This window comes from Nocardiopsis alkaliphila YIM 80379 (assembly GCF_000341005.1).
Lineage (GTDB): Bacteria > Actinomycetota > Actinomycetes > Streptosporangiales > Streptosporangiaceae > Nocardiopsis > Nocardiopsis alkaliphila.
Window position 1 is genome coordinate 81373 of record NZ_ANBD01000001.1, and the last position, 17336, is coordinate 98708.

Consider the following 17336-nt stretch of genomic DNA (forward strand, 5'->3'; position numbering starts at 1 on the left):
CGAACATCACGTGTGGGGCTCCCGACAGGCCCCACACGTGTTCTCGGGTCCGTTCAGCCGGACTTTCCCGAACGCCGCCGGCCCTTCTTCTTGGGACGGTCGCGCATCTGCACGTAGGGCTCCTCGTCGGGGGACACCCGCCCCGCCTCCACCTCGTGCCCGCGTTCGATCTCGGCGTTGAACTCCTCCCCGAGCAGAATCGCGATGTTGCTGATCCAGAGCCACACGAGGAAGATCACCACGGTCGCCATGCTCCCGTAGGTCTGACCGTAGGAGGCGAAGTTGGCGACGTAGAAGGCGAACGCCAGCGAGGCGACCAGCCAGATCAGCACCGCGAGCAGGCTTCCCGGGCTGACCCAGCGAAAACCGCGCTTGGCGTTGGGCGAGGCCCAGTACAGGAGAGCGATCATGAAGGCCATGAGGAGTAGCAGTACCGGCCACTTGGCGATGTTCCACACCGTCACCACCGTGGAGTCCAGACCGATCAGCTGCCCGATGCGCTCGGCGATTCCGCCCGAGGCCGCGACGGCGAGCACGGTGAAGGTCATCAGGACGACCAGTGTCAGGGTGACGCCGACACGAATGGGCAACGTCTTCCAGATGGGGCGTCCCTCCGGCACGTCGTAGACGACGTTGGACGCTCGCATGAAGGCGGCGATGTACCCAGAGGCCGACCACAGGGCCACGGCCAGGCTCGCGATACCGACGAGGCCGGCGGCGGCCTGATTGCCCTGGAGGTTCTCGATGGCGGTGTTCACCAGTCCGGCGACATCCTGGGGCAGGAGCGCGGAGGCGTTCTCGGTCAGTGTCCGGGTGGCGTCCGGCCCGGCCAAGCCGAGCAGTGACACCAGCACCAGCAGCGCCGGAAAGAGCGAGAGGATCGCGTAGTAGGTCAGCGCGGCGGCCAGGTCGCTCACGTTGTCCGCGCTGAACTCCCGCACCGTCCTACGTAGGGCGCCCCACCACGAGGACTTCGGCATGCGGGTCGGCGCCGATGCCTCTGCCGTCGAAGTACGCTCGCCGCCTCGGTTCTGGTCGCTCAGCCGGGCCATCGGTCCCTTCCTTTCTCCGCTCCGGGCTCGCCGTCCCGCACCACCTCGCCCACCGTGGCCTGCCCGGTCGAGGTGGCGGTGCGGGCACGACCGGAGGTCGGAGTTCTCCGCGCGATCAGGAACCGCGCATCTCCTCCGACGCGCTCTTCGCTTCCTGTCGGGCCTGTTCACCGGTGGAGCGTGCTCGGTCCGAGGCGCTCTCCTTCAGGCTCTCCCCGGCGTCGCGGGCCGACTCGGTGGCCTGCTCCTTCACTTGGTCCACGGACTCGGAGACCGCCTGTCCGACCGGCTCGATCATCGCTCCGGCACGGTCTTGGACCTGTTGGGCGGCCCGTCGCTCCGCCTTGCTCTCGGAGATGAGAGAGGCGGCCAGCAGACCGGCGCCGAAGGCGATCAATCCCGCGGCGAGCGGGTTGCCCTGGGTTTGCTGGACGGCTTGCCGTGGAGCCGCTCCGACCGCGTCGGTGAGCTGTCCGGCGTTCTGTCGGAGTGAGCTTTTGGTGGAGTCCTCACCCGACCCCTGAGACGGAATCGATCCCATGATCCGATCCTTCACCTTCCCGGCCTTGCGGCGCATCCGGTGAGTGCGCCGGTCGATCACGGCACGCGGGTCGGCGTGGTTCACCAGCCGCTCCGTGTCCTGGGTCAGCTCCGCGCGCGTGCGTTCGATCTCTCGCCTTATCCGGTCGGATGTTTCACCCATTGGAGGTCCTCCTTCAAAGTCTCGATGGTGTGGTCGGGTTTGGGTGAGACCTCGCGCATCCTCTTGCGTCCCATGAAGAACAGGACCGCGCCTACGATCGCCCACACCACCGCCACGACCAAGGCCGCCCAGCCCAATCCGATGAGCTCGCCGAGACCGAACACCGCCGCGAAGCTGAGCAACACCACCGTCATGTAGCCCGCGAACCCGGCACCGCTGAGCAGACTGGCGGCCTTGCCGGCCTTGCTCGCCTCCTCCTGTATCTCGGCCTTGGCCAGTGCGATCTCCTGGCGGAACAGCGTCTGGAGATCGGACGCCACCACCCCGACGAGCTCGGCCAGGGACCTGTCGTCTTGGCCCCGCTCCCGTGGGGACCGCCCTGATGGGCTTGGTGTGGGCCTGGGGACCGTCGCCATGTCAGCCTCCCTCACCTTCCGGTCGCCGCCCCAGCCTCTGGGAGGCCAGGTCCGGGGGGATCGTCTCGCCCGCGGAGGCTCTGCCCTGCCTGGGCAATGAAGCGGACTCGTGGCTCTGGACCTGGGGAGAGCCCCTCTCCGGGCCTTGAGGACTTCCTTGCCCGGAGGCTGAGGGGGACACCTTGAGGACGCGTCCGAGCGCGAACCCGGCCACCGCGGCTCCCACCAAGAACGCCACCGGTCTGCGCCGGGCGAGGTCACGAGCCTCGTCCAGTAGTCCGTCCAAACCTCGCTGGTCCAGGAAGTCCGCGGTTCCGCGGCCCCCACCCGCGACCTGGCGCACCACGTCGCCCACGGGCGAATCCGTTTCCGCGTGTTCGGCCATGGACTCCAGGTCCCGTGACCACTGGCGCAGGTTCTCCGTGGCCTTCCGGGTCTGGTTCTCGGCCTCCTCCCGCAGACGGTCCCGTACGTCGCCCACGACGTGCTCCGTCTCCGAGCGGGCCTCACCGACGAAGGACCGGGCTTGTCCCATCGCGGTGGAGGCGATCTCATCCGCGGCCACGCGAGCCGCTTCGGTCTTCTGCCCGCCGCCGTGGGTGGAGGGACCGCCGGTCCCGTGTTGCGAGCGCATCACCACAACCTCCTCGGATCGCCTGGTCATGCGGTTGAGGCGCGCATACCCTCGCATTCGTATCGGTACGCACGAAAGTTCCATCGATGTGTATTTCGGGACTTCTTTTGCCACGCGCTTTCCTTGGAGCGACGAGTCCGTGGGGTGGGGGATCGACCAAGACCTGGCCGCTCGCGAGGAGGGCGAGCACGGAGCCGAAAGCTTGCTGGTCTCCGCGGGTGGGAACGGGGCTCAGGGCGAGGCGAGGCCGGAGAAGGGGGGCTGGCCAGGGCCGGTGGGACGACCTTGTACCTAACGGTGTTAGTTAACATGGGCGGATGGATTCCGCGCGTATCTACCAGCAGACCCAGGAGCGCCTCGTCGCTCTGAGTGCCACCTTCGACGAAGCCCGACTCTCCACCGTGGTCCCGGCTTGCCCCGCCTGGGACGTACGCCAGACCTACGCCCACATGGTCGGCCTGTGCGTCGAGGTGGTGCAGGGCGTCGTGACGCCTCCGGCCAGTGACGAGGTCACCGCCCGTCAGGTCGCCGACCGCGCGGGATGGGACATCGACGCGATCAACGCCGAGTGGTCCCAGGGCGCACCCGCCCTGATCGAACTCATGCGGAAGTCGACCCGTAGGCGTTACTCCCTGCCGGCCCTGGACGCCTGGCACCACGAGAACGACATCCGTGGGGCCTTGGGCATGGAGGCCCAGACCCAGGACGCGGACCGACTCGCCGACTTCGTGCTGGGCGGGCTCTCGCGCGGCTGGCCGGCCGAGCTGCCGTCCGTGCACGTGGTGGCCACCGACACCGGTCAGACGTGGCACCTGGGGGAGGGGTCCGACCTCGAACTGAGCGCGAGCGCCTTCGAGCTGGCCCGGGCGGTGACCGGGCGGCGGAGCATCGCCCAGGTCCTGGCCATGGAATGGGTCGGAGACCCCACCGAGGTGGCGCCCCTGCTGCCCACCCTGCCCGCTCCGGAGCGGGACCTGACGGTCTGAATCCGAACGGGCCGAGCATCGCTCGTGCCCTTTCCGAGGGACCTGTGTGCCTTCCCCTCGTCGGGGTCGAGGGCACGCGGGTCCCACTCGTGTTCTCGGGTGCGATTCCTCCCCGCTGGAGCGCCGATCGTGAGCGGGTTCCGATTTTTCTCCGGTTACCCCCATTGCCGGGGCATGCCAATGGTGTTAACTTTTCGGCACCGCTCATGGGAGCGCTCCCGAACGGGGGGGGTGGTGTTCCCTTGGGTGGCGGACCACATCGTCGCCGATTCCACGCCCGACGTGCCCGTACGGTCGCGCCAAGTCCCGACGTGACCCATCTCGGGCCACCCGTCCCAACATCCTCAGACCCGCACCCGACCCCCTCGGTTCCCCGCCGCACCTTGAGGCGCCTTCCCGGTCTTTGCGCAGACCGGAGTCGACGTCCCGCTCACGGTCACCAAACGGGCTCCGCGGGGGCATCTCCGAGGAGAATGATGTGACCAATGAACGAATAGGGCGCCACCGCAAGAAGCGCTGGGCCCTCCCCGCCGCCATGAGCACGGCGCTCCTGGCGGCCACCTTCACGGTGGTCTCCCAGGGTGATCCCGCCATCACGTCCGCCGAACTCACCTCCGCCTACGAGTACGAACCGGTCGCGGCCGCCGTCATCGCGGACAACCCCGACATCACCCGGTACGAAGAACGGTTCCTCGGCCTCTACGACAAGATCAAGAACCCCGACAGCGGTTACTTCCGCGAGTTCGATGGGCTCCTGGTCCCCTACCACTCGGTGGAGAACCTCATCGTGGAGGCACCCGACACCGGACACGCCACCACCTCCGAGGCGTTCAGCTACTACCTCTGGTTGGAGGCCGCCTACGGGCGCCTGTCCGGCGACTGGGAACCCTTCAACGCCGCCTGGGAATCCATGGAGACCTTCATCATCCCGGGCACCGCCGACCAGCCCACCAACTCCTCCTACGACCCCTCCGATCCGGCCACCTACATCCCCGAGTCACTGGAGCCGGGTGACTACCCGATGCCGCTCGACGACGGCGTCGAAGTCGGTCAGGACCCCCTGGCCGACGAGCTGAGCAGTACCTACGGCACCGACGAGATCTACGGAATGCACTGGCTGTTGGACGTGGACAACGTCTACGGCTACGGCTTCTGTGGAGATGGTGGCGACGACCTTCCCGCCTACATCAACACCTTCCAACGCGGCTCCAACGAGTCCGTCTGGGAGACCGTTCCGCACCCCTCCTGCGAGACTTTCGCGCACGGTGGGGAAAACGGTTTCATCGACCTGTTCGTGGACGACCCCCAGGCCTCGGAGCAGTGGCGCTACACCAACGCGCCCGATGCCGACGCCCGCGCCGTCCAGGTCGCCCACCTGGCCCACGAATGGGCCTCCGACCAGGGCAACGAGGACGCCGTGGCCGACAGCGTGGCCAACGCCGCCAAGATGGGCGACTACCTGCGCTACTCCATGTTCGACAAGTACTTCAAGGAGGTCGGTGACTGCGTGGGTGCCGAGTCCTGCTCACCCGGAACGGGCAAGGACTCCGCGCACTACCTGCTCGCCTGGTACTACTCCTGGGGCGGCGCACTGGAGAGCGCCGAGTACCCGTGGGCCTGGCGCATCGGTGGGTCCTCCGCCCACCAGGGCTACCAGAACGTGATGGCCGCCTACGCGCTCAGCGAGGCCCCCGCGCTCCGGCCCGAATCTCCCACCGGTGCCGACGACTGGGCCACCAGCCTGGACCGCCAGCTGGAGTTCATCCAGTGGTTGCAGTCCTCCGACGGCGGTATCGCCGGCGGTGCGACCAACAGCTGGGAGGGCACCTACGCCGAACCCCCGGCCGGCACCTCCACGTTCTACGGTCTGTTCTACGACGAGAAGCCGGTCTGGCACGACCCGCCGTCCAACCAGTGGTTCGGCTTCCAGGTGTGGGACATCGAGCGGGTGGCCGAGTACCACCGAGTCACCGGTGACGAGCGTGCCGGGGAGATCCTCGACGACTGGGTTCCCTGGGCGATCGAGAACACCACGGTCGGCTCCGACGGCGACTTCCAGATCCCGGCCGACATGGAATGGAGCGGTCAGCCCGACGATTGGAACGGCACCCCCACCGGTAACCCCGGCCTGAGCGTCGAGGTCGTCTCGCACAACCAGGACGTCGGTATCGCCGCCGGCCTGGCCAAGACCCTGCTGCACTACGCCGCCGCCACCGGCGACGAAGTGGCGCTGGAGACCGGAGAAGGGCTCATCGACGCCCTGATGGTCCACGAGGACGAGTTGGGGATCGCCATCCCGGAGGTCCGTGCGGACTACTCCCGCTTCAACGACCCCTACGAGTCCGAGAACGGTGGGCTGTACGTCCCGGACGGCTTCTCGGGAACCATGCCCAACGGCGACACCATCGACTCCGATTCCACGTTCGAGTCCATCCGTTCGTTCTACTTCGACGATCCGGACTACGCCAAGGTCGCCGACTACCTCGACGGTGGGCCCGCCCCAGAGTTCACCTACCACCGTTTCTGGTCGCAGGTCGACGTGGCCACCGCCTTGGCGCTGCACGGCGAGCTCTTCGGAGACGGCGAGGACCGATAAGTCCCGCCGCTCCGGTCCGGTGCGGGGTGGACGAGCAGGGCCGCCCCGCACCACCCGCCCCCCTGCCATCCCCTAAGGAGTCCCGATGTCGGGTCGCTCATCCAGATACACAGCCCTCACCGCCGCGCTGGTCGCGGGCCTGATGGCCGCAGGAATCTCCGTGGCCGCCCACGCGCAGTCCACTTCCGAACAGTCCACCTCCGCACAGCAGCAACAGAGTTTGCGCGAACTGGCCGCGCAGCAGGACACGTTCATCGGTGCGGCCGTGGCCGCCCACCACCTGAACGAAACCGCCTACGCCCAGACCGCGGCGAGGGAGTTCGACTCCGTCACCCACGAGAACTCGCTCAAGTGGGAATCGGTCCAACCACAACGGGGCCAATACAACTTCGATGGGGCCGACCGGGTGGTGGAATTCGCCGAGTCCAACGGCCAGGACATCCATGGCCACACCCTGGTCTGGCACAGCCAACTGCCTTCCTGGGTGGCCGACGGTTCCTTCACCCAGGACGAACTCCTCACCGTCATGGACGACCACATCAGCACCACCATGGGGCGCTACGAGGGTCGGATCGACACCTGGGACGTGGTCAACGAACCCATCGGTGATGACGCGCGGTTGCGTGACTCGGTCTTCCACCGGACCCTGGGGGTGGACTTCATCGCCCGATCACTGCACATGGCGCGGGCGGCCGACCCCTCCGCCGACCTGTACATCAACGACTACAGCATCGACGGAATCAACGCCAAGAGCGACGCCTACTACGACCTGGTCGTCGACCTGCTGGCCCAAGGTGCCCCGCTGGACGGCATCGGACTCCAGGCCCACCTGATCGTGGGCCAGGTCCCCGACTCCATGGGTGCCAACATCCAGCGCTTCGTCGATCTGGGCCTGGACGTGCGCATCACCGAACTGGACATTCGGATGAACACCCCCGCGACCGCGGCCGGCCTCCAACAACAGGCCGAAGACTACGCCGAGGTCGTGAACCTGTGCCTGGGCATCGATGGCTGCACCGGGGTGACGGTCTGGGGTGTCACCGACGCCTACTCCTGGGTGCCAGACCACTTCTCTGGCGAGGGAGCGGCACTGCCCATCGACGAGAACTACGACCCCAAGCCCGCCTACTGGGCCGTTCACGAGGCCCTGGGCGGTTCGGGTTCGCAACCCACCGACCCCACTCAAGGGCCCACCGACCCCACCGGTGACTGCACCGCCGAGTACACCCTTGTCAATCAGTGGGACGGGGGATTCCAAGGAGAAGTGACCGTCACGGCCCAAAGCGCCTTGGACGGCTGGACCGTCACCTGGACCACCGGCGGAACCGAGAACATCAACCAGGCCTGGAACGCCACCCTGACCCACAACGGAAACCAGGTCACCGCCACCAACGCCGCGCACAACGGCGCCTTGGCGGCCGGAACCTCGACCACGTTCGGCTTCCTCGGCACCGGAAGCCCCTCCGGTACCCCCACACCGGCCTGCTCCGCCTGATCCCCCCCTTCCGCCCGGCCGTGCGTTCGCCACGCGCGCGGCCGGGCCCCATCGCGAAGGGGACACGGCCCCGGGGCGTGTGCATGGACACGCCCCGGCCCTCGGGCGCCCGGCCCGGCCCACTCCTCCACGGGACGGGCGCCCTCCACGCTCACCCCCGGGGCTGTAGGGGGGCGGTCGATCGACCGGACCTCGCCCAGGGCGGACCACTCGTCGCGGCCCAACCGTCGTCGGTGGTGGTGCAGACCTGACGCCGGGGGAGAGCCATCGAGGCCAACGGCCCGTAGAAGCCTCGGCCGGACAGTTCCTCAAAGTTCCACTCGGTACGCACCGGCCCTGTGATCACCCTGGCCGGCGCGGGCATGTTCACCCCATGGAAATGGTCACCGTCGAAGACGTTCACGCCGCCGCCGACAGAGTCCACGGACACGTGGTGCGCACTCCACTGACCATCGGACCGAGCACGGAGTCGCCCTTCTTGCTCAAACCCGAGAGTCTGCAACCCACCGGGGCGTTCAAACTGCGCGGTGCCACCAACGCGGTCGCCTTGCTCAACATGGTCCAACGTGAGAACGGAGTCATCACCCATTCCTCTGGAAACCACGGGCTGGCCCTGGCCACGGCCGCCGCGCGCCAGGGGGTGCCCTGCACCGTCGTGGTCCCCGAAGGGGCGCCCGCGGTCAAGGTGAACCGTATTCAGGAGGGTGGAGCACGGGTGGTGATGGTGCCACCGGCCGACCGCCTCTCGACCGTGGAGGAGATGGTCGAACACGAACTGCTCGCGTTCGTGCCGCCCTTCGACGACGCCAGGGTGATCGCCGGACAGGGCACCGTGGGTCTGGAAATCCTGGAACAGTCGCCGGAGGTGACCACCGTGGTGGTTCCGGTCGGTGGTGGAGGGTTGGCCTCCGGGGTGGCCACGGCCGCCCAAGCGGTCCACCCACGGGTACGGGTGGTGGGGGTGGAACCGGAGCTGGCCGCCGACGCCGCCGAGAGCCTGCGCGAGGGCCGCCTGGTCACCTGGGAACCCGAACGTACCCACCGGACCATGGCCGACGGGGTGCGCACCTGCCTGTCGGAGCTCACCTTCACCCATCTGTCGACCCGTCTGGACGAGGTCGTCACCGTGACCGAGGACGAGATCGCGCAGGCGGTCAGGCTGCTCGCGTACGGTTCACGCCTGGTGGCCGAACCCAGTGGGGCTCTGGCCGTCGCCGCGCTGGCCTCGGGCAAGGTCGACACGGTCCCCGGGCGTCCGGAGGCGACGGTGGCGGTGGTCTCCGGCGGCAACGTCGACCCCGATCTTCTGGTCGGCCTGCTCAGTGGCGGCTGAGCGCGAGGCCGAGCGCCTCGGGCGGTGGAACTCCAGACCCGAGGCGCCGATACGGGTCAGGCCGAGCGCCATCGGAAACGTGTGTCCTCGGCGGTCGTCGTGCACTGCATCAACGTCCCCTTCGTGGTACGACCGTATTGCCAGTGCTGGGAGCAGAACGCCCCCGGATGCACCCCTTCCACCGGCGCGGGCTCCGGTGCCGGCTCGGGTTCCGGCTGGGGTTCGGGCTCGGGCTCCGGCTGAGGTTCGGGCTCGGGCTCCGGCTGAGGTTCGGGCTCGGGCTCCGGGCTCGCGTCCCCGATCTTTTCGGGACACTCCTCGTCGGTGGAGACCACGAACAACGTGATCTCGAGGTCATCGTCGAACGGAGCGATGACCTTCTTCGGTCTTTGACCGCACACAGGGTGGTCGGTGGCCTCCTCCGGTGCTGCCACGTCACCGAACGCGCTCTCCACCACCATGGTCAGGCCCGCGTCCTCGATCCACTCGCGAGCCTGGTCGGTGGTATCGCCCGCGAACCTCGGAAGTTCGGGCCACCCCTCACCGATCTCCTCGACACACTCCATCCCGTCAGGGGCCACCACCAGATCGACCGTGCCCTCGCCGACCTCTTGGTCGCACACGAGCATCGTCGAGCGAGTCCACACCAGGTCCTCGACGTCGTTGCTCGCGACCGGTAGCAGCTCTCCGAGAGCCAGTTCCCACTCCTCCAGCAGCTCCTCGGCCTCCGGCAGGTACAGGCCCACCAGTTCCAGGGGCGGTTCCTCGGTGGGGGAGGGCGATGCCGTCACCGCCACGGGTGCGGTCTCCTCCTCGGGGGAAGGCAGTAACGCGCCGAGCACCGCCAGCGCGATGAATCCGGTCAAGGCCAAACCCGCACATCCGGTGCAGCCCAGACCCGCCAGGGAGAGCGGGTGCGGTTTCGAGCTCCGTCCAGGAAGCGAGGGAAGAGGGGTGGGGGATGGGACATGAGAACTCCGTCTCGGGGGAGGGGGAAGCGAAGACGAACGCCGAGGGAACGTGTCGAGAAGGGCTGGCGATGAGGCTGACTTTAATGGGCAAATCGCCACAGGTTGGCCAGAACGCCAGAATTTCGCAAAAGTGATTTCGAATAGGCCGTATGACACGCCCCATCAACCTCGAAAACCCCTAGGGGTAGACAGAGCGAGCGGCCTCTCCACCTGCTTGGCCCGAGTCCTTTTTCGATCCGGCAGCCTTCCCCGCGCGCCCTCGGCCGCCCCCTTGGTCGCTTCGCTGTTTCTTTCCTTCCCCTCGTTCGTTTCCTTCCTATGTTTCTTGCGTCGGCTCTCCCTCGTTTGCTCCGTCGCTCTTTCTGTGCCCCTCTTCATCGGTGTTTTCGGGGCTGGCGATCAGTACCTCGGGCGGCGCCCCGATGATGAAACCGAAGAAGACGTGGTCCACCAGCAGAGCGAACCTTTCCCGGGGGCGTGCCCTTTGAGCGTGCGCCAATCCGAGCGCCGGCGCCACGGCGAACTCGAACATCCCCCAAGAGAGCACCCCATAGACGGGGCCGGTCAGTCTCGACCTGCGAAGACGCTCCGGTACCAGCCCGAACAGCACCCCCGCCGTAGCGCCATAACCCCAGTGGGCCAATTCGATGAAGGCGGTGCGCCGGTGTTCGGGGACCTCGCGGAGTAGGGCGGGGACCCCTTCCTTCAGAACGGCGTCCGGTGGTGTGCGCTCGATCATTCCGAGCCCCACTGCGGCCTGGCGCATACCGCTCATGGCCATCGCGGCCACGGCCCCCCTGACCGCACCCTTGAACCAGGGGCGACGCTGTGCGAAATTCGCTTCGTTCCCCATCGTTTCTCCCATCGTTCACGCGAGCCGCGTATGTCGCGAGCAGGTCGTGGTGTGTCCTCTAACCGATCGATGAAGTGCTCACACGTGCCTGTCGTGGCTCGGGGATCCCGGCCTGCCAGGTCAGTACGGGTGAAGAGGTTCTCGATCTCGGAGGAGATCGAGTCGCGGAGGAAGGGACTCGCCCGAACGCGGGAGCGTGAAACCCGTTCCGGGGTGCGTCGGACCGGACGAGTGGGCCGACGCACCCCGGAAACGGAAGGGCTGCACTTTTGTCCGACCTCCACACCGGGACCGCGTGTGGGCCCGGGGCCGCGTCCTTCGCCTAACGTTCGCTCAGTTCCTCGCGGAGTTTGCGCAGGGACGCCGTGAGTAGGCGGGAGACGTGCATCTGGGAGCACCCCACCTCCTTCGCGATCCGCGCCTGGGTCCACTCGTCGAAGAACCGTCGCTTGATGATCAGCTTTTCCCGTGCCGAAAGGGCACGCAGCGCCGGACGTACGGACGCGCGCTCCACGACCAGGTCCAGATTGTGGTCCTCCACCCCCAGATACCGTTCCCACCGGGTGGTCGGGCCCTCTTCCCGAGGTTCGGGGGCGTTCAGTGAAACGGTGTTGTAGGCCTCCGAGACCAGGCGTACCTCTTCCACCTGTTCCCTGGAAAGCCCCATCTCCCGGGCGATCTCATCGATGGTGGGGGTGCGGGCCAGGCGCTGTTCCAGGTCGCGCCGCACCTGCCTCATCTCGGATCGTCGGGCCTGGGGGTCGCGGGGGGTGTGGACGGCCCAGGTGCGGTCACGGAAGTGCCGTTTGATCTCTCCGGTGACGGTGGGCATGAGATAGCGGATGAAATCGCCCCGCGCCGGCGAATAGCCACGGATCGCCTTGGCCAGCCCGACGTGGGCGGTCTGTCGCAGGTCCTCCTCCTGCTCGCCACGGCCGGAATAGCGTCGGGCGAGACGATGCAGGAGCGGTTGGTAGTGCCAGGTGATGCGTTCCCGCAGGCGCCCGGCGGCGCGAGGGTCGCTCTGTTCGAGGTTCTTCAACATCGACAACAGGTCTTCGGGGGAGGCCTCCTCGGAAGGCTCTCCCGAGAGGTTTTTGGCCGCTGTCGCTTCGGTCGGTCGAGTGGTCGTCGTGGAAACGGGCATCACGAACCTCCTGTGCGTCGAGTACCGGGGTCCCGGTCGGCTACGGCTGTGCGCGTCCGCGCGGTGCGCGGACGCGGACGGGGAGGGGGATCGGCGATGTCCTCCGTCAGTGCTCACAAGCGGCATTGAGGTGGTGCTGCCCGTGATCGGGATGAAAAAACGACAGCGTGCGGTTTTGGTCAGGTTCTGCACCTTTGGGGAGTGATGTGCATCACTCGAATTGGGTGGTCGCGTGCGTAAATAGAGCTTTGAGGTACTTCTGTGACATTCGCTGACGTTTGCGAACGCCCCCGACCGGTCATGGGAGTCAGATCGCCTCGGTACCGGGCGGCCCACCCGAGGCAGGGGCCACCGCAACGAAAACGGCCGTGGGTGGGAGGAGCTCCTCCCACCCACGGCCGTGATGGTGGCGTGGCGAGGCGACCCTTGACCGCCACGGCACTGGACGCCGGCTCAGACGTCGGCCGGTCCCGAGTCGGGGCTCAGTGGATCGTGGCCGACGCGCATCAGTCTCCTGCGCCACTCGTCGTCCTCTCGCCGAGGCCGAGCGAGTTCGTCCTGGACGAATCGGATGACCCGCTCCATCAGTTCGACGTCGGAGGAGGTCACGTCGGTCTTGCGCTTGTCCAGGAGCCGGACGATGTGCTCCCCTTCGGCGCTGACATCACCGTCGGTGGGAAGTGCCTCCTCTCCCGACGCATCGGTGAGTAGCCAGCGGCGCAACTCCGGACCGCTCATGTTCACCGAGGCGTGGAACTCGTCCCAGACTCGGTCGACCTCCGGATCACTCGCCGCCATCGTGAGACCCCCTCTCTTGGGCGCACAGGCCCTCGAACCCTCATGGCATGAACGCCCCGACCGTTCCGACGGATGGAGGGACGGCCGGTCGTCCCTTCTGTTCACTGCGGCTACCCACGAGGGCATGCGCTCATACGTGGAACCGAGGCCGTGTCCACCTGCGAGAACAAGGCGGGAGCACGATGTTTCACCGAGCCCGGGGTGGGTTAGGGCAAGCCGAAGAAGGGCGATTCGCGAAAAAGAGGGGGCACCGATCATGGCGAACAACATCGCCGACGTGATGAACACGAGTGTTCACACCGTCACCCCGGACACGGTTCTGCGTGAGGCGGCCGAGATCATGCGGGACGAGGACGTGGGTGACGTCGTGGTCCTCGAATCCGGAGAACTGCGCGGCATCCTGACCGACCGCGACATCGTGGTGCGGTGCGTGGCCGAAGGAGGCGATCCGGAGACGGTGCGCGCGGGCGACGTGTGCAGCAGGGACCTGGTGACAGTGCCACGTCAGAGCAGTGTCAGGGACGCCGTACACGCCATGCGCACGGCGACCGTGCGCCGCCTTCCCGTCGTCGAGGGCACCGACGTGGTGGGGGTCGTCTCCATGGGCGACCTGGCGCAGGCCTTCGATGAGGGCTCCGCGCTCGCCGACGTCAGCGAGGCCGAGCCCAACCGCTGACAGACCATTCGGGAAAAGGGGGAAAGCCCCGTCCGGTCTGGGGGTCCGGGCGGGGCGCCTGTTTTTCGAGCGTTCATGACAGCGGCGGATTCTTCGCACGGCAGACACACGAAACAGGGGGACCCATGAAGGCAGTGTTGTGGAACGGTACCCGCGACGTCAGGACCGAGACCGTTCCCGATCCTCGCATCGAACGACCCGACGACGCCCTCATCCGCGTGACCAGCTCCGGTCTGTGCGGATCCGACCTGCACCTCTACGAAGTCCTCGGTCCGTTCATGAAGGCCGGTGACATCCTTGGGCACGAACCGATGGGCGTGGTCGAGGAGGTGGGAGCGAACGTCACCTCCCTGGTGCCCGGCCAGCGGGTGGTCGTCCCCTTCCAGATCTGCTGTGGGCACTGCCCGATGTGCGAGGCCGGGCTGCAGACTCAGTGCGACCAGACCCGTGTCGAAGACCAGGGGATGGGCGCGAGCCTTTATGGTTACAGCGCGCTCTACGGTGCGGTTCCGGGAGCCCAAGCGGAGTACCTGCGGGTTCACCGCGCGGACGACAACGCCATCCCGGTTCCCGCCCAAGGACCCGATGACCGCTACCTCTACCTTTCCGACGTGTTGCCGACGGCCTGGCAGGCGGTGAAGTACGCGGACGTGCCTCAAGGGGGTTCCGTGGCCGTTCTGGGGTTGGGTCCCATCGGTGAGATGGCCTGCCGTGTGGCTCGGCACCTGGGGGTGGAACGGGTGTTCGGTGTGGACCCGGTAGCCGACCGGCGTGCGCGCGCCGCGGCGAGGGGCGTCGAGGTGTTCGATTCCTCCAATGGCAGCGATGAGCTCATCCAGGAGATCCGGGACCGCACCGATGGTCGGGGGCCCGACTCGGTGATCGACGCCGTGGGGATGGAGGCCGCAGGCCACGGTTCGGCCCGGCTCGCCCAGCGGGCGACCTCCTTCATGCCCAAGGGCGCGGCGGCCAAGCTCATGGAGACCGCGGGGGTGGATCGCCTGGCCGCCCTCCAGACCGCGATCGACCTCGTGCGTCGAGGCGGGACCATCTCCCTGAGCGGTGTCTACGGTGGTATGGCCGATCCGTTGCCGATGCTCACGCTCTTCGACAAACAGATCCAGTTGCGCATGGGCCAGGCCAACGTCCGCCACTGGGTGCCGGAGATCCTTCCGTTGCTGGACGAGGAGGACGTCCTGGGGGTCGAGGACTTCGCCACCCAGCACGTGCCCCTGGACGAGGCGGCGGACGCCTACCGACGTTTCCAGGGCAAGGAGGACGGTTTCTTCAAGGTGGTCTTCCGTCCCTGAGGCGACCGCCGTACCCGATTCGACGCATGAGGGGAGAAGGAGCGGACATGGTGCAGAGCGTGGCCGACCATCTGTTGCGCAGACTGTCGCAGTGGGGTGTCACCGAGATCTTCGGCTATCCCGGTGACAGCGTCAACGGACTGGTCGCGCAGATGGGCGAGATCGAGGACGGACCACGGTTCGTGCAGGGCAGGCACGAGGAGATGTCCGCCTTCGAGGCCGTGGGCTACGCCAAGTTCGGTGGTCGCCTGGGGGTGTGCATGGCGACCGGGGGACCGGGAGCGGTCCACCTGCTCAACGGTCTCTACGACGCCAAACTCGACCACGTGCCGGTTCTGGCGATCGTGGGCCAAGCGAGCCGCAGCGCCATGGGCGGCGCCTACCAGCAGGAGATCGACCTGCACAGCCTGTTCAAGGACGTCTCTTCGGCCTTCTTGGAGACCGTCAACGTTCCCCAACAGCTTCCCAACGTCGTGGACCGAGCCATCCGAACGGCTCTGGCCGAGCGGGCGCCGACCACGGTGATCATCCCGGCCGACGTGCAGGAACTGGACTACTCGCCACCGGAGCACGAATTCAAGCACGTGCCTTCCAGTGGGCCCGACCGGATGGTCGCCGGCGGGACGATACTGCCACCCGAGAGCGAGATCGGTCGCGCCGCCGAGCTGATCGACGAGGGTGAACGGGTGGCGATCCTGGTGGGCCAAGGCGCCAGGGGAGCCGCCGATGAGGTACTGGAACTGGCCGAGGCCACCGGGGGCGGGATCGCCAAGGCACTTTTGGGCAAGGACGTGTTGCCCGACGACCTGCCCCAGGTCACCGGGGCGATCGGCCTGCTCGGGACCCGGCCCTCCTGGGAGTTGATGCGCGACTGCGACACCCTGCTCATCGTGGGATCCAACCTGCCCTACACCCAGTTCTTGCCGCCCTTCGGTCGACGGGCCGTGGAGATCGACATCGACCCTCGGTTCATCGGCATGCGTTACCCCACCGAAGTCAACCTCGTGGGTGACGCCGCGAGCACGCTACGCGCACTCATCGAACGTCTGGATCCACCGGACGAACGGCGGGAGAAGCGGAGGGAGTGGCGTTCCAAGGTCGAGAAGGACGTGCGGCGCTGGTGGTCGGTCCTGGACGCGCAGGCCGAGGTCGCCGCCGATCCGATCAACCCGATGCGGGTGGTCCATGAACTCTCGCCCCGACTGCCGAAGGACGCCGTGGTCACCGCCGACTCGGGGTCGGCCACCAACTGGTACGCCCGGTTCCTACGCATGGGAGAGAACAACCGCGGTTCGCTCTCGGGGACCCTGGCCACCATGGGGTGCGCCGTCCCGTACGCGATCGGCGCCAAGTTCGCGGCCCCCACCCGCCCGGTGATCGCGTTGGTGGGGGATGGCGCGATGCAGATGAACGGGCTCATGGAATTGTTGACCGCGCGCCGCTACCAGGAACTGTGGGACGACCCGCGCCTGGTGGTGTGCGTGCTGCACAACAACGACCTCAACCAGGTCACCTGGGAGTTGAGGGCGATGGGAGGCTCTCCCAAGACCCCCTACTCGCAGGACCTGCCGGACATGTCCTATGCGGCCTTCGCCGAGTCGGTGGGCCTGGTGGGCATCACGGTGGAGCGGCCCGAGGAGATCGGACCCGCCTGGGACCGGGCCCTACAGGCCCAAGGCCCGGTGGTGATCGACGTGCACTGTGACGGGGACGTACCGCCGATCCCGCCGCAGGCCGAGAGGGCGCAGGTCACCGACACGCTCAAGGCACTCTTGTCCGGTGATCCCGACGGTAGGGGCGTCGCCTCACGCGGGCTGGCGACCAAGATCCAGGAGTTCCTGCCGCACGGTCGATAGCCGCTCATCGCGGTGCTCGACGAAACGAAGCGCCCCCGCACGTCCCTTCGAGGGAACGTGCGGGGGCGTCGCCCTTCTCAGGAAGGGGACCCTGCCCAGACCTCACCCGCGTCGGCCGCGTCCCGTTCCTGAGCGCGTTCCCGTAGACGTCGCCGCTGCGGGATGACGGTGTACTTGGGGTCGGCGGCCGACTGGACACCGGCTTGGAAGATCCCCAACCGGGTCAGGGCCGAACCCGCGACCAGCGCGGCCCCGCTCAACGCCGACACCGCGCGGTTGTCACGTCCCAGGACCGCACCGACGGCGCCCGCCAGGGTGAGGGCCTTGGCGGTCCGGGTGAGTACGCCGGCCCGCCCTTGCTCGTAGGGCTCGCCCACCAGCCCCATACGGCGTTCCATCACTGTGGAGACCGCGACCTCGGTCAGGGCGCCGCCGACCGCGGTACGACGGGCCGGGCCGCTCTGTTCACCGGGTGCGACGATCAGCCCCATGCCGCCGGCGGCGGGCGCC

At 67.5% G+C, this 17336-nt stretch carries 15 protein-coding genes and 1 pseudogene; 7 read left to right on the forward strand and 9 right to left on the reverse strand.

Features of this window, described 5'->3' with window-relative positions:
* Positions 1-53 precede the first annotated feature (53 nt).
* The 4 genes from D472_RS0100385 to D472_RS0100400 all read right to left on the reverse strand — a co-directional run bounded on the left by D472_RS0100385 (position 54) and on the right by D472_RS0100400 (position 2805).
* Complete coding sequence (locus D472_RS0100385; protein WP_051045903.1) at positions 54-1052, reverse strand: YihY/virulence factor BrkB family protein; 999 nt, start codon at positions 1050-1052, stop codon at positions 54-56.
* Between the two features lie 115 nt (positions 1053-1167).
* Positions 1168-1755: a DUF3618 domain-containing protein gene (locus D472_RS0100390; RefSeq protein ID WP_017602519.1), complete on the reverse strand. Its 588-nt coding sequence runs from the start codon at positions 1753-1755 to the stop codon at positions 1168-1170.
* On the reverse strand, positions 1731-2171 hold the full coding sequence (locus tag D472_RS0100395; protein ID WP_026117240.1) for a phage holin family protein: 441 nt from the start codon (positions 2169-2171) through the stop codon (positions 1731-1733). Before D472_RS0100395 ends, D472_RS0100390 begins: the two co-directional genes overlap by 25 nt.
* Before the next feature lies 1 nt (position 2172).
* A complete protein-coding gene (locus tag D472_RS0100400; RefSeq protein ID WP_033302795.1) occupies positions 2173-2805 on the reverse strand; it encodes a hypothetical protein in 633 nt (210 codons plus the stop codon).
* A 317-nt stretch (positions 2806-3122) separates the two neighbouring features.
* Between D472_RS0100400 and D472_RS0100405 the strand changes: the two genes are divergently transcribed.
* The 4 genes from D472_RS0100405 (at position 3123) to D472_RS0100420 (ending at position 9215) form a co-directional block, all read left to right on the forward strand.
* Positions 3123-3791: a maleylpyruvate isomerase N-terminal domain-containing protein gene (locus D472_RS0100405; protein ID WP_017602522.1), complete on the forward strand. Its 669-nt coding sequence runs from the start codon at positions 3123-3125 to the stop codon at positions 3789-3791.
* Positions 3792-4326: 535 nt separating this feature from the next.
* Positions 4327-6387, forward strand: coding sequence for a glycoside hydrolase family 48 protein (locus D472_RS0100410; RefSeq protein ID WP_017602523.1), 2061 nt, complete (start codon positions 4327-4329; stop codon positions 6385-6387).
* An 85-nt stretch (positions 6388-6472) separates the two neighbouring features.
* Positions 6473-7882, forward strand: a complete 1410-nt coding sequence (locus D472_RS0100415) for an endo-1,4-beta-xylanase (protein ID WP_017602524.1) — start codon at positions 6473-6475, stop codon at positions 7880-7882.
* A 373-nt stretch (positions 7883-8255) separates the two neighbouring features.
* Positions 8256-9215, forward strand: coding sequence for a threonine ammonia-lyase (locus tag D472_RS0100420; RefSeq protein ID WP_026117242.1), 960 nt, complete (start codon positions 8256-8258; stop codon positions 9213-9215).
* A 56-nt stretch (positions 9216-9271) separates the two neighbouring features.
* Here the strand turns inward: D472_RS0100420 and D472_RS0100425 are convergent, their stop codons facing one another.
* The 4 genes from D472_RS0100425 to D472_RS0100440 form a co-directional block, all read right to left on the reverse strand.
* Positions 9272-10087 (reverse strand): hypothetical protein, encoded by an 816-nt coding sequence (locus tag D472_RS0100425; protein WP_017602526.1) that lies wholly within the window; start codon positions 10085-10087, stop codon positions 9272-9274.
* Positions 10088-10502: 415 nt separating this feature from the next.
* Positions 10503-10967, reverse strand: coding sequence for a hypothetical protein (locus tag D472_RS24425; RefSeq protein WP_051045905.1), 465 nt, complete (start codon positions 10965-10967; stop codon positions 10503-10505).
* A 394-nt stretch (positions 10968-11361) separates the two neighbouring features.
* Positions 11362-12186 (reverse strand): sigma-70 family RNA polymerase sigma factor, encoded by an 825-nt coding sequence (locus D472_RS0100435; protein WP_017602528.1) that lies wholly within the window; start codon positions 12184-12186, stop codon positions 11362-11364.
* Positions 12187-12639: 453 nt separating this feature from the next.
* Positions 12640-12984, reverse strand: coding sequence for a DUF3140 domain-containing protein (locus D472_RS0100440; RefSeq protein ID WP_017602529.1), 345 nt, complete (start codon positions 12982-12984; stop codon positions 12640-12642).
* A gap of 256 nt (positions 12985-13240) precedes the next feature.
* On the opposite strand from D472_RS0100440, the gene D472_RS0100445 reads away from it, so the two are divergent.
* The 3 genes from D472_RS0100445 to D472_RS0100455 all read left to right on the forward strand — a co-directional run bounded on the left by D472_RS0100445 (position 13241) and on the right by D472_RS0100455 (position 16826).
* Positions 13241-13660 (forward strand): CBS domain-containing protein, encoded by a 420-nt coding sequence (locus D472_RS0100445; RefSeq protein WP_017602530.1) that lies wholly within the window; start codon positions 13241-13243, stop codon positions 13658-13660.
* A gap of 125 nt (positions 13661-13785) precedes the next feature.
* Entirely contained in the window at positions 13786-14970 is a 1185-nt protein-coding gene (locus tag D472_RS0100450; protein WP_017602531.1) for an alcohol dehydrogenase catalytic domain-containing protein, read from the forward strand.
* A 47-nt stretch (positions 14971-15017) separates the two neighbouring features.
* A complete protein-coding gene (locus D472_RS0100455) occupies positions 15018-16826 on the forward strand; it encodes a thiamine pyrophosphate-requiring protein (protein WP_017602532.1) in 1809 nt (602 codons plus the stop codon).
* 77 nt (positions 16827-16903) lie between these two features.
* Here the strand turns inward: D472_RS0100455 and D472_RS24430 are convergent.
* Positions 16904-17336 (reverse strand): annotated as a pseudogene (locus D472_RS24430) (NrfD/PsrC family molybdoenzyme membrane anchor subunit); the annotation flags it as partial.

What these genes read in the sequence shown, in the direction of transcription:
- D472_RS0100385 (WP_051045903.1), bottom strand. Translation starts at nt 1,052, where the DNA reads ATGGCCCGGCTGAGCGACCAGAACCGAGGCGGCGAGCGTACTTCGACG.
- D472_RS0100390 (WP_017602519.1), bottom strand. Translation starts at nt 1,755, where the DNA reads ATGGGTGAAACATCCGACCGGATAAGGCGAGAGATCGAACGCACGCGC.
- D472_RS0100395 (WP_026117240.1), bottom strand. Translation starts at nt 2,171, where the DNA reads ATGGCGACGGTCCCCAGGCCCACACCAAGCCCATCAGGGCGGTCCCCA.
- D472_RS0100400 (WP_033302795.1), bottom strand. Translation starts at nt 2,805, where the DNA reads ATGCGCTCGCAACACGGGACCGGCGGTCCCTCCACCCACGGCGGCGGG.
- D472_RS0100405 (WP_017602522.1), top strand. Translation starts at nt 3,123, where the DNA reads ATGGATTCCGCGCGTATCTACCAGCAGACCCAGGAGCGCCTCGTCGCT.
- D472_RS0100410 (WP_017602523.1), top strand. Translation starts at nt 4,327, where the DNA reads ATGAGCACGGCGCTCCTGGCGGCCACCTTCACGGTGGTCTCCCAGGGT.
- D472_RS0100415 (WP_017602524.1), top strand. Translation starts at nt 6,473, where the DNA reads ATGTCGGGTCGCTCATCCAGATACACAGCCCTCACCGCCGCGCTGGTC.
- D472_RS0100420 (WP_026117242.1), top strand. Translation starts at nt 8,256, where the DNA reads ATGGAAATGGTCACCGTCGAAGACGTTCACGCCGCCGCCGACAGAGTC.
- D472_RS24425 (WP_051045905.1), bottom strand. Translation starts at nt 10,967, where the DNA reads ATGGCCATGAGCGGTATGCGCCAGGCCGCAGTGGGGCTCGGAATGATC.
- D472_RS0100435 (WP_017602528.1), bottom strand. Translation starts at nt 12,186, where the DNA reads ATGCCCGTTTCCACGACGACCACTCGACCGACCGAAGCGACAGCGGCC.
- D472_RS0100440 (WP_017602529.1), bottom strand. Translation starts at nt 12,984, where the DNA reads ATGGCGGCGAGTGATCCGGAGGTCGACCGAGTCTGGGACGAGTTCCAC.
- D472_RS0100445 (WP_017602530.1), top strand. Translation starts at nt 13,241, where the DNA reads ATGGCGAACAACATCGCCGACGTGATGAACACGAGTGTTCACACCGTC.
- D472_RS0100450 (WP_017602531.1), top strand. Translation starts at nt 13,786, where the DNA reads ATGAAGGCAGTGTTGTGGAACGGTACCCGCGACGTCAGGACCGAGACC.
- D472_RS0100455 (WP_017602532.1), top strand. Translation starts at nt 15,018, where the DNA reads ATGGTGCAGAGCGTGGCCGACCATCTGTTGCGCAGACTGTCGCAGTGG.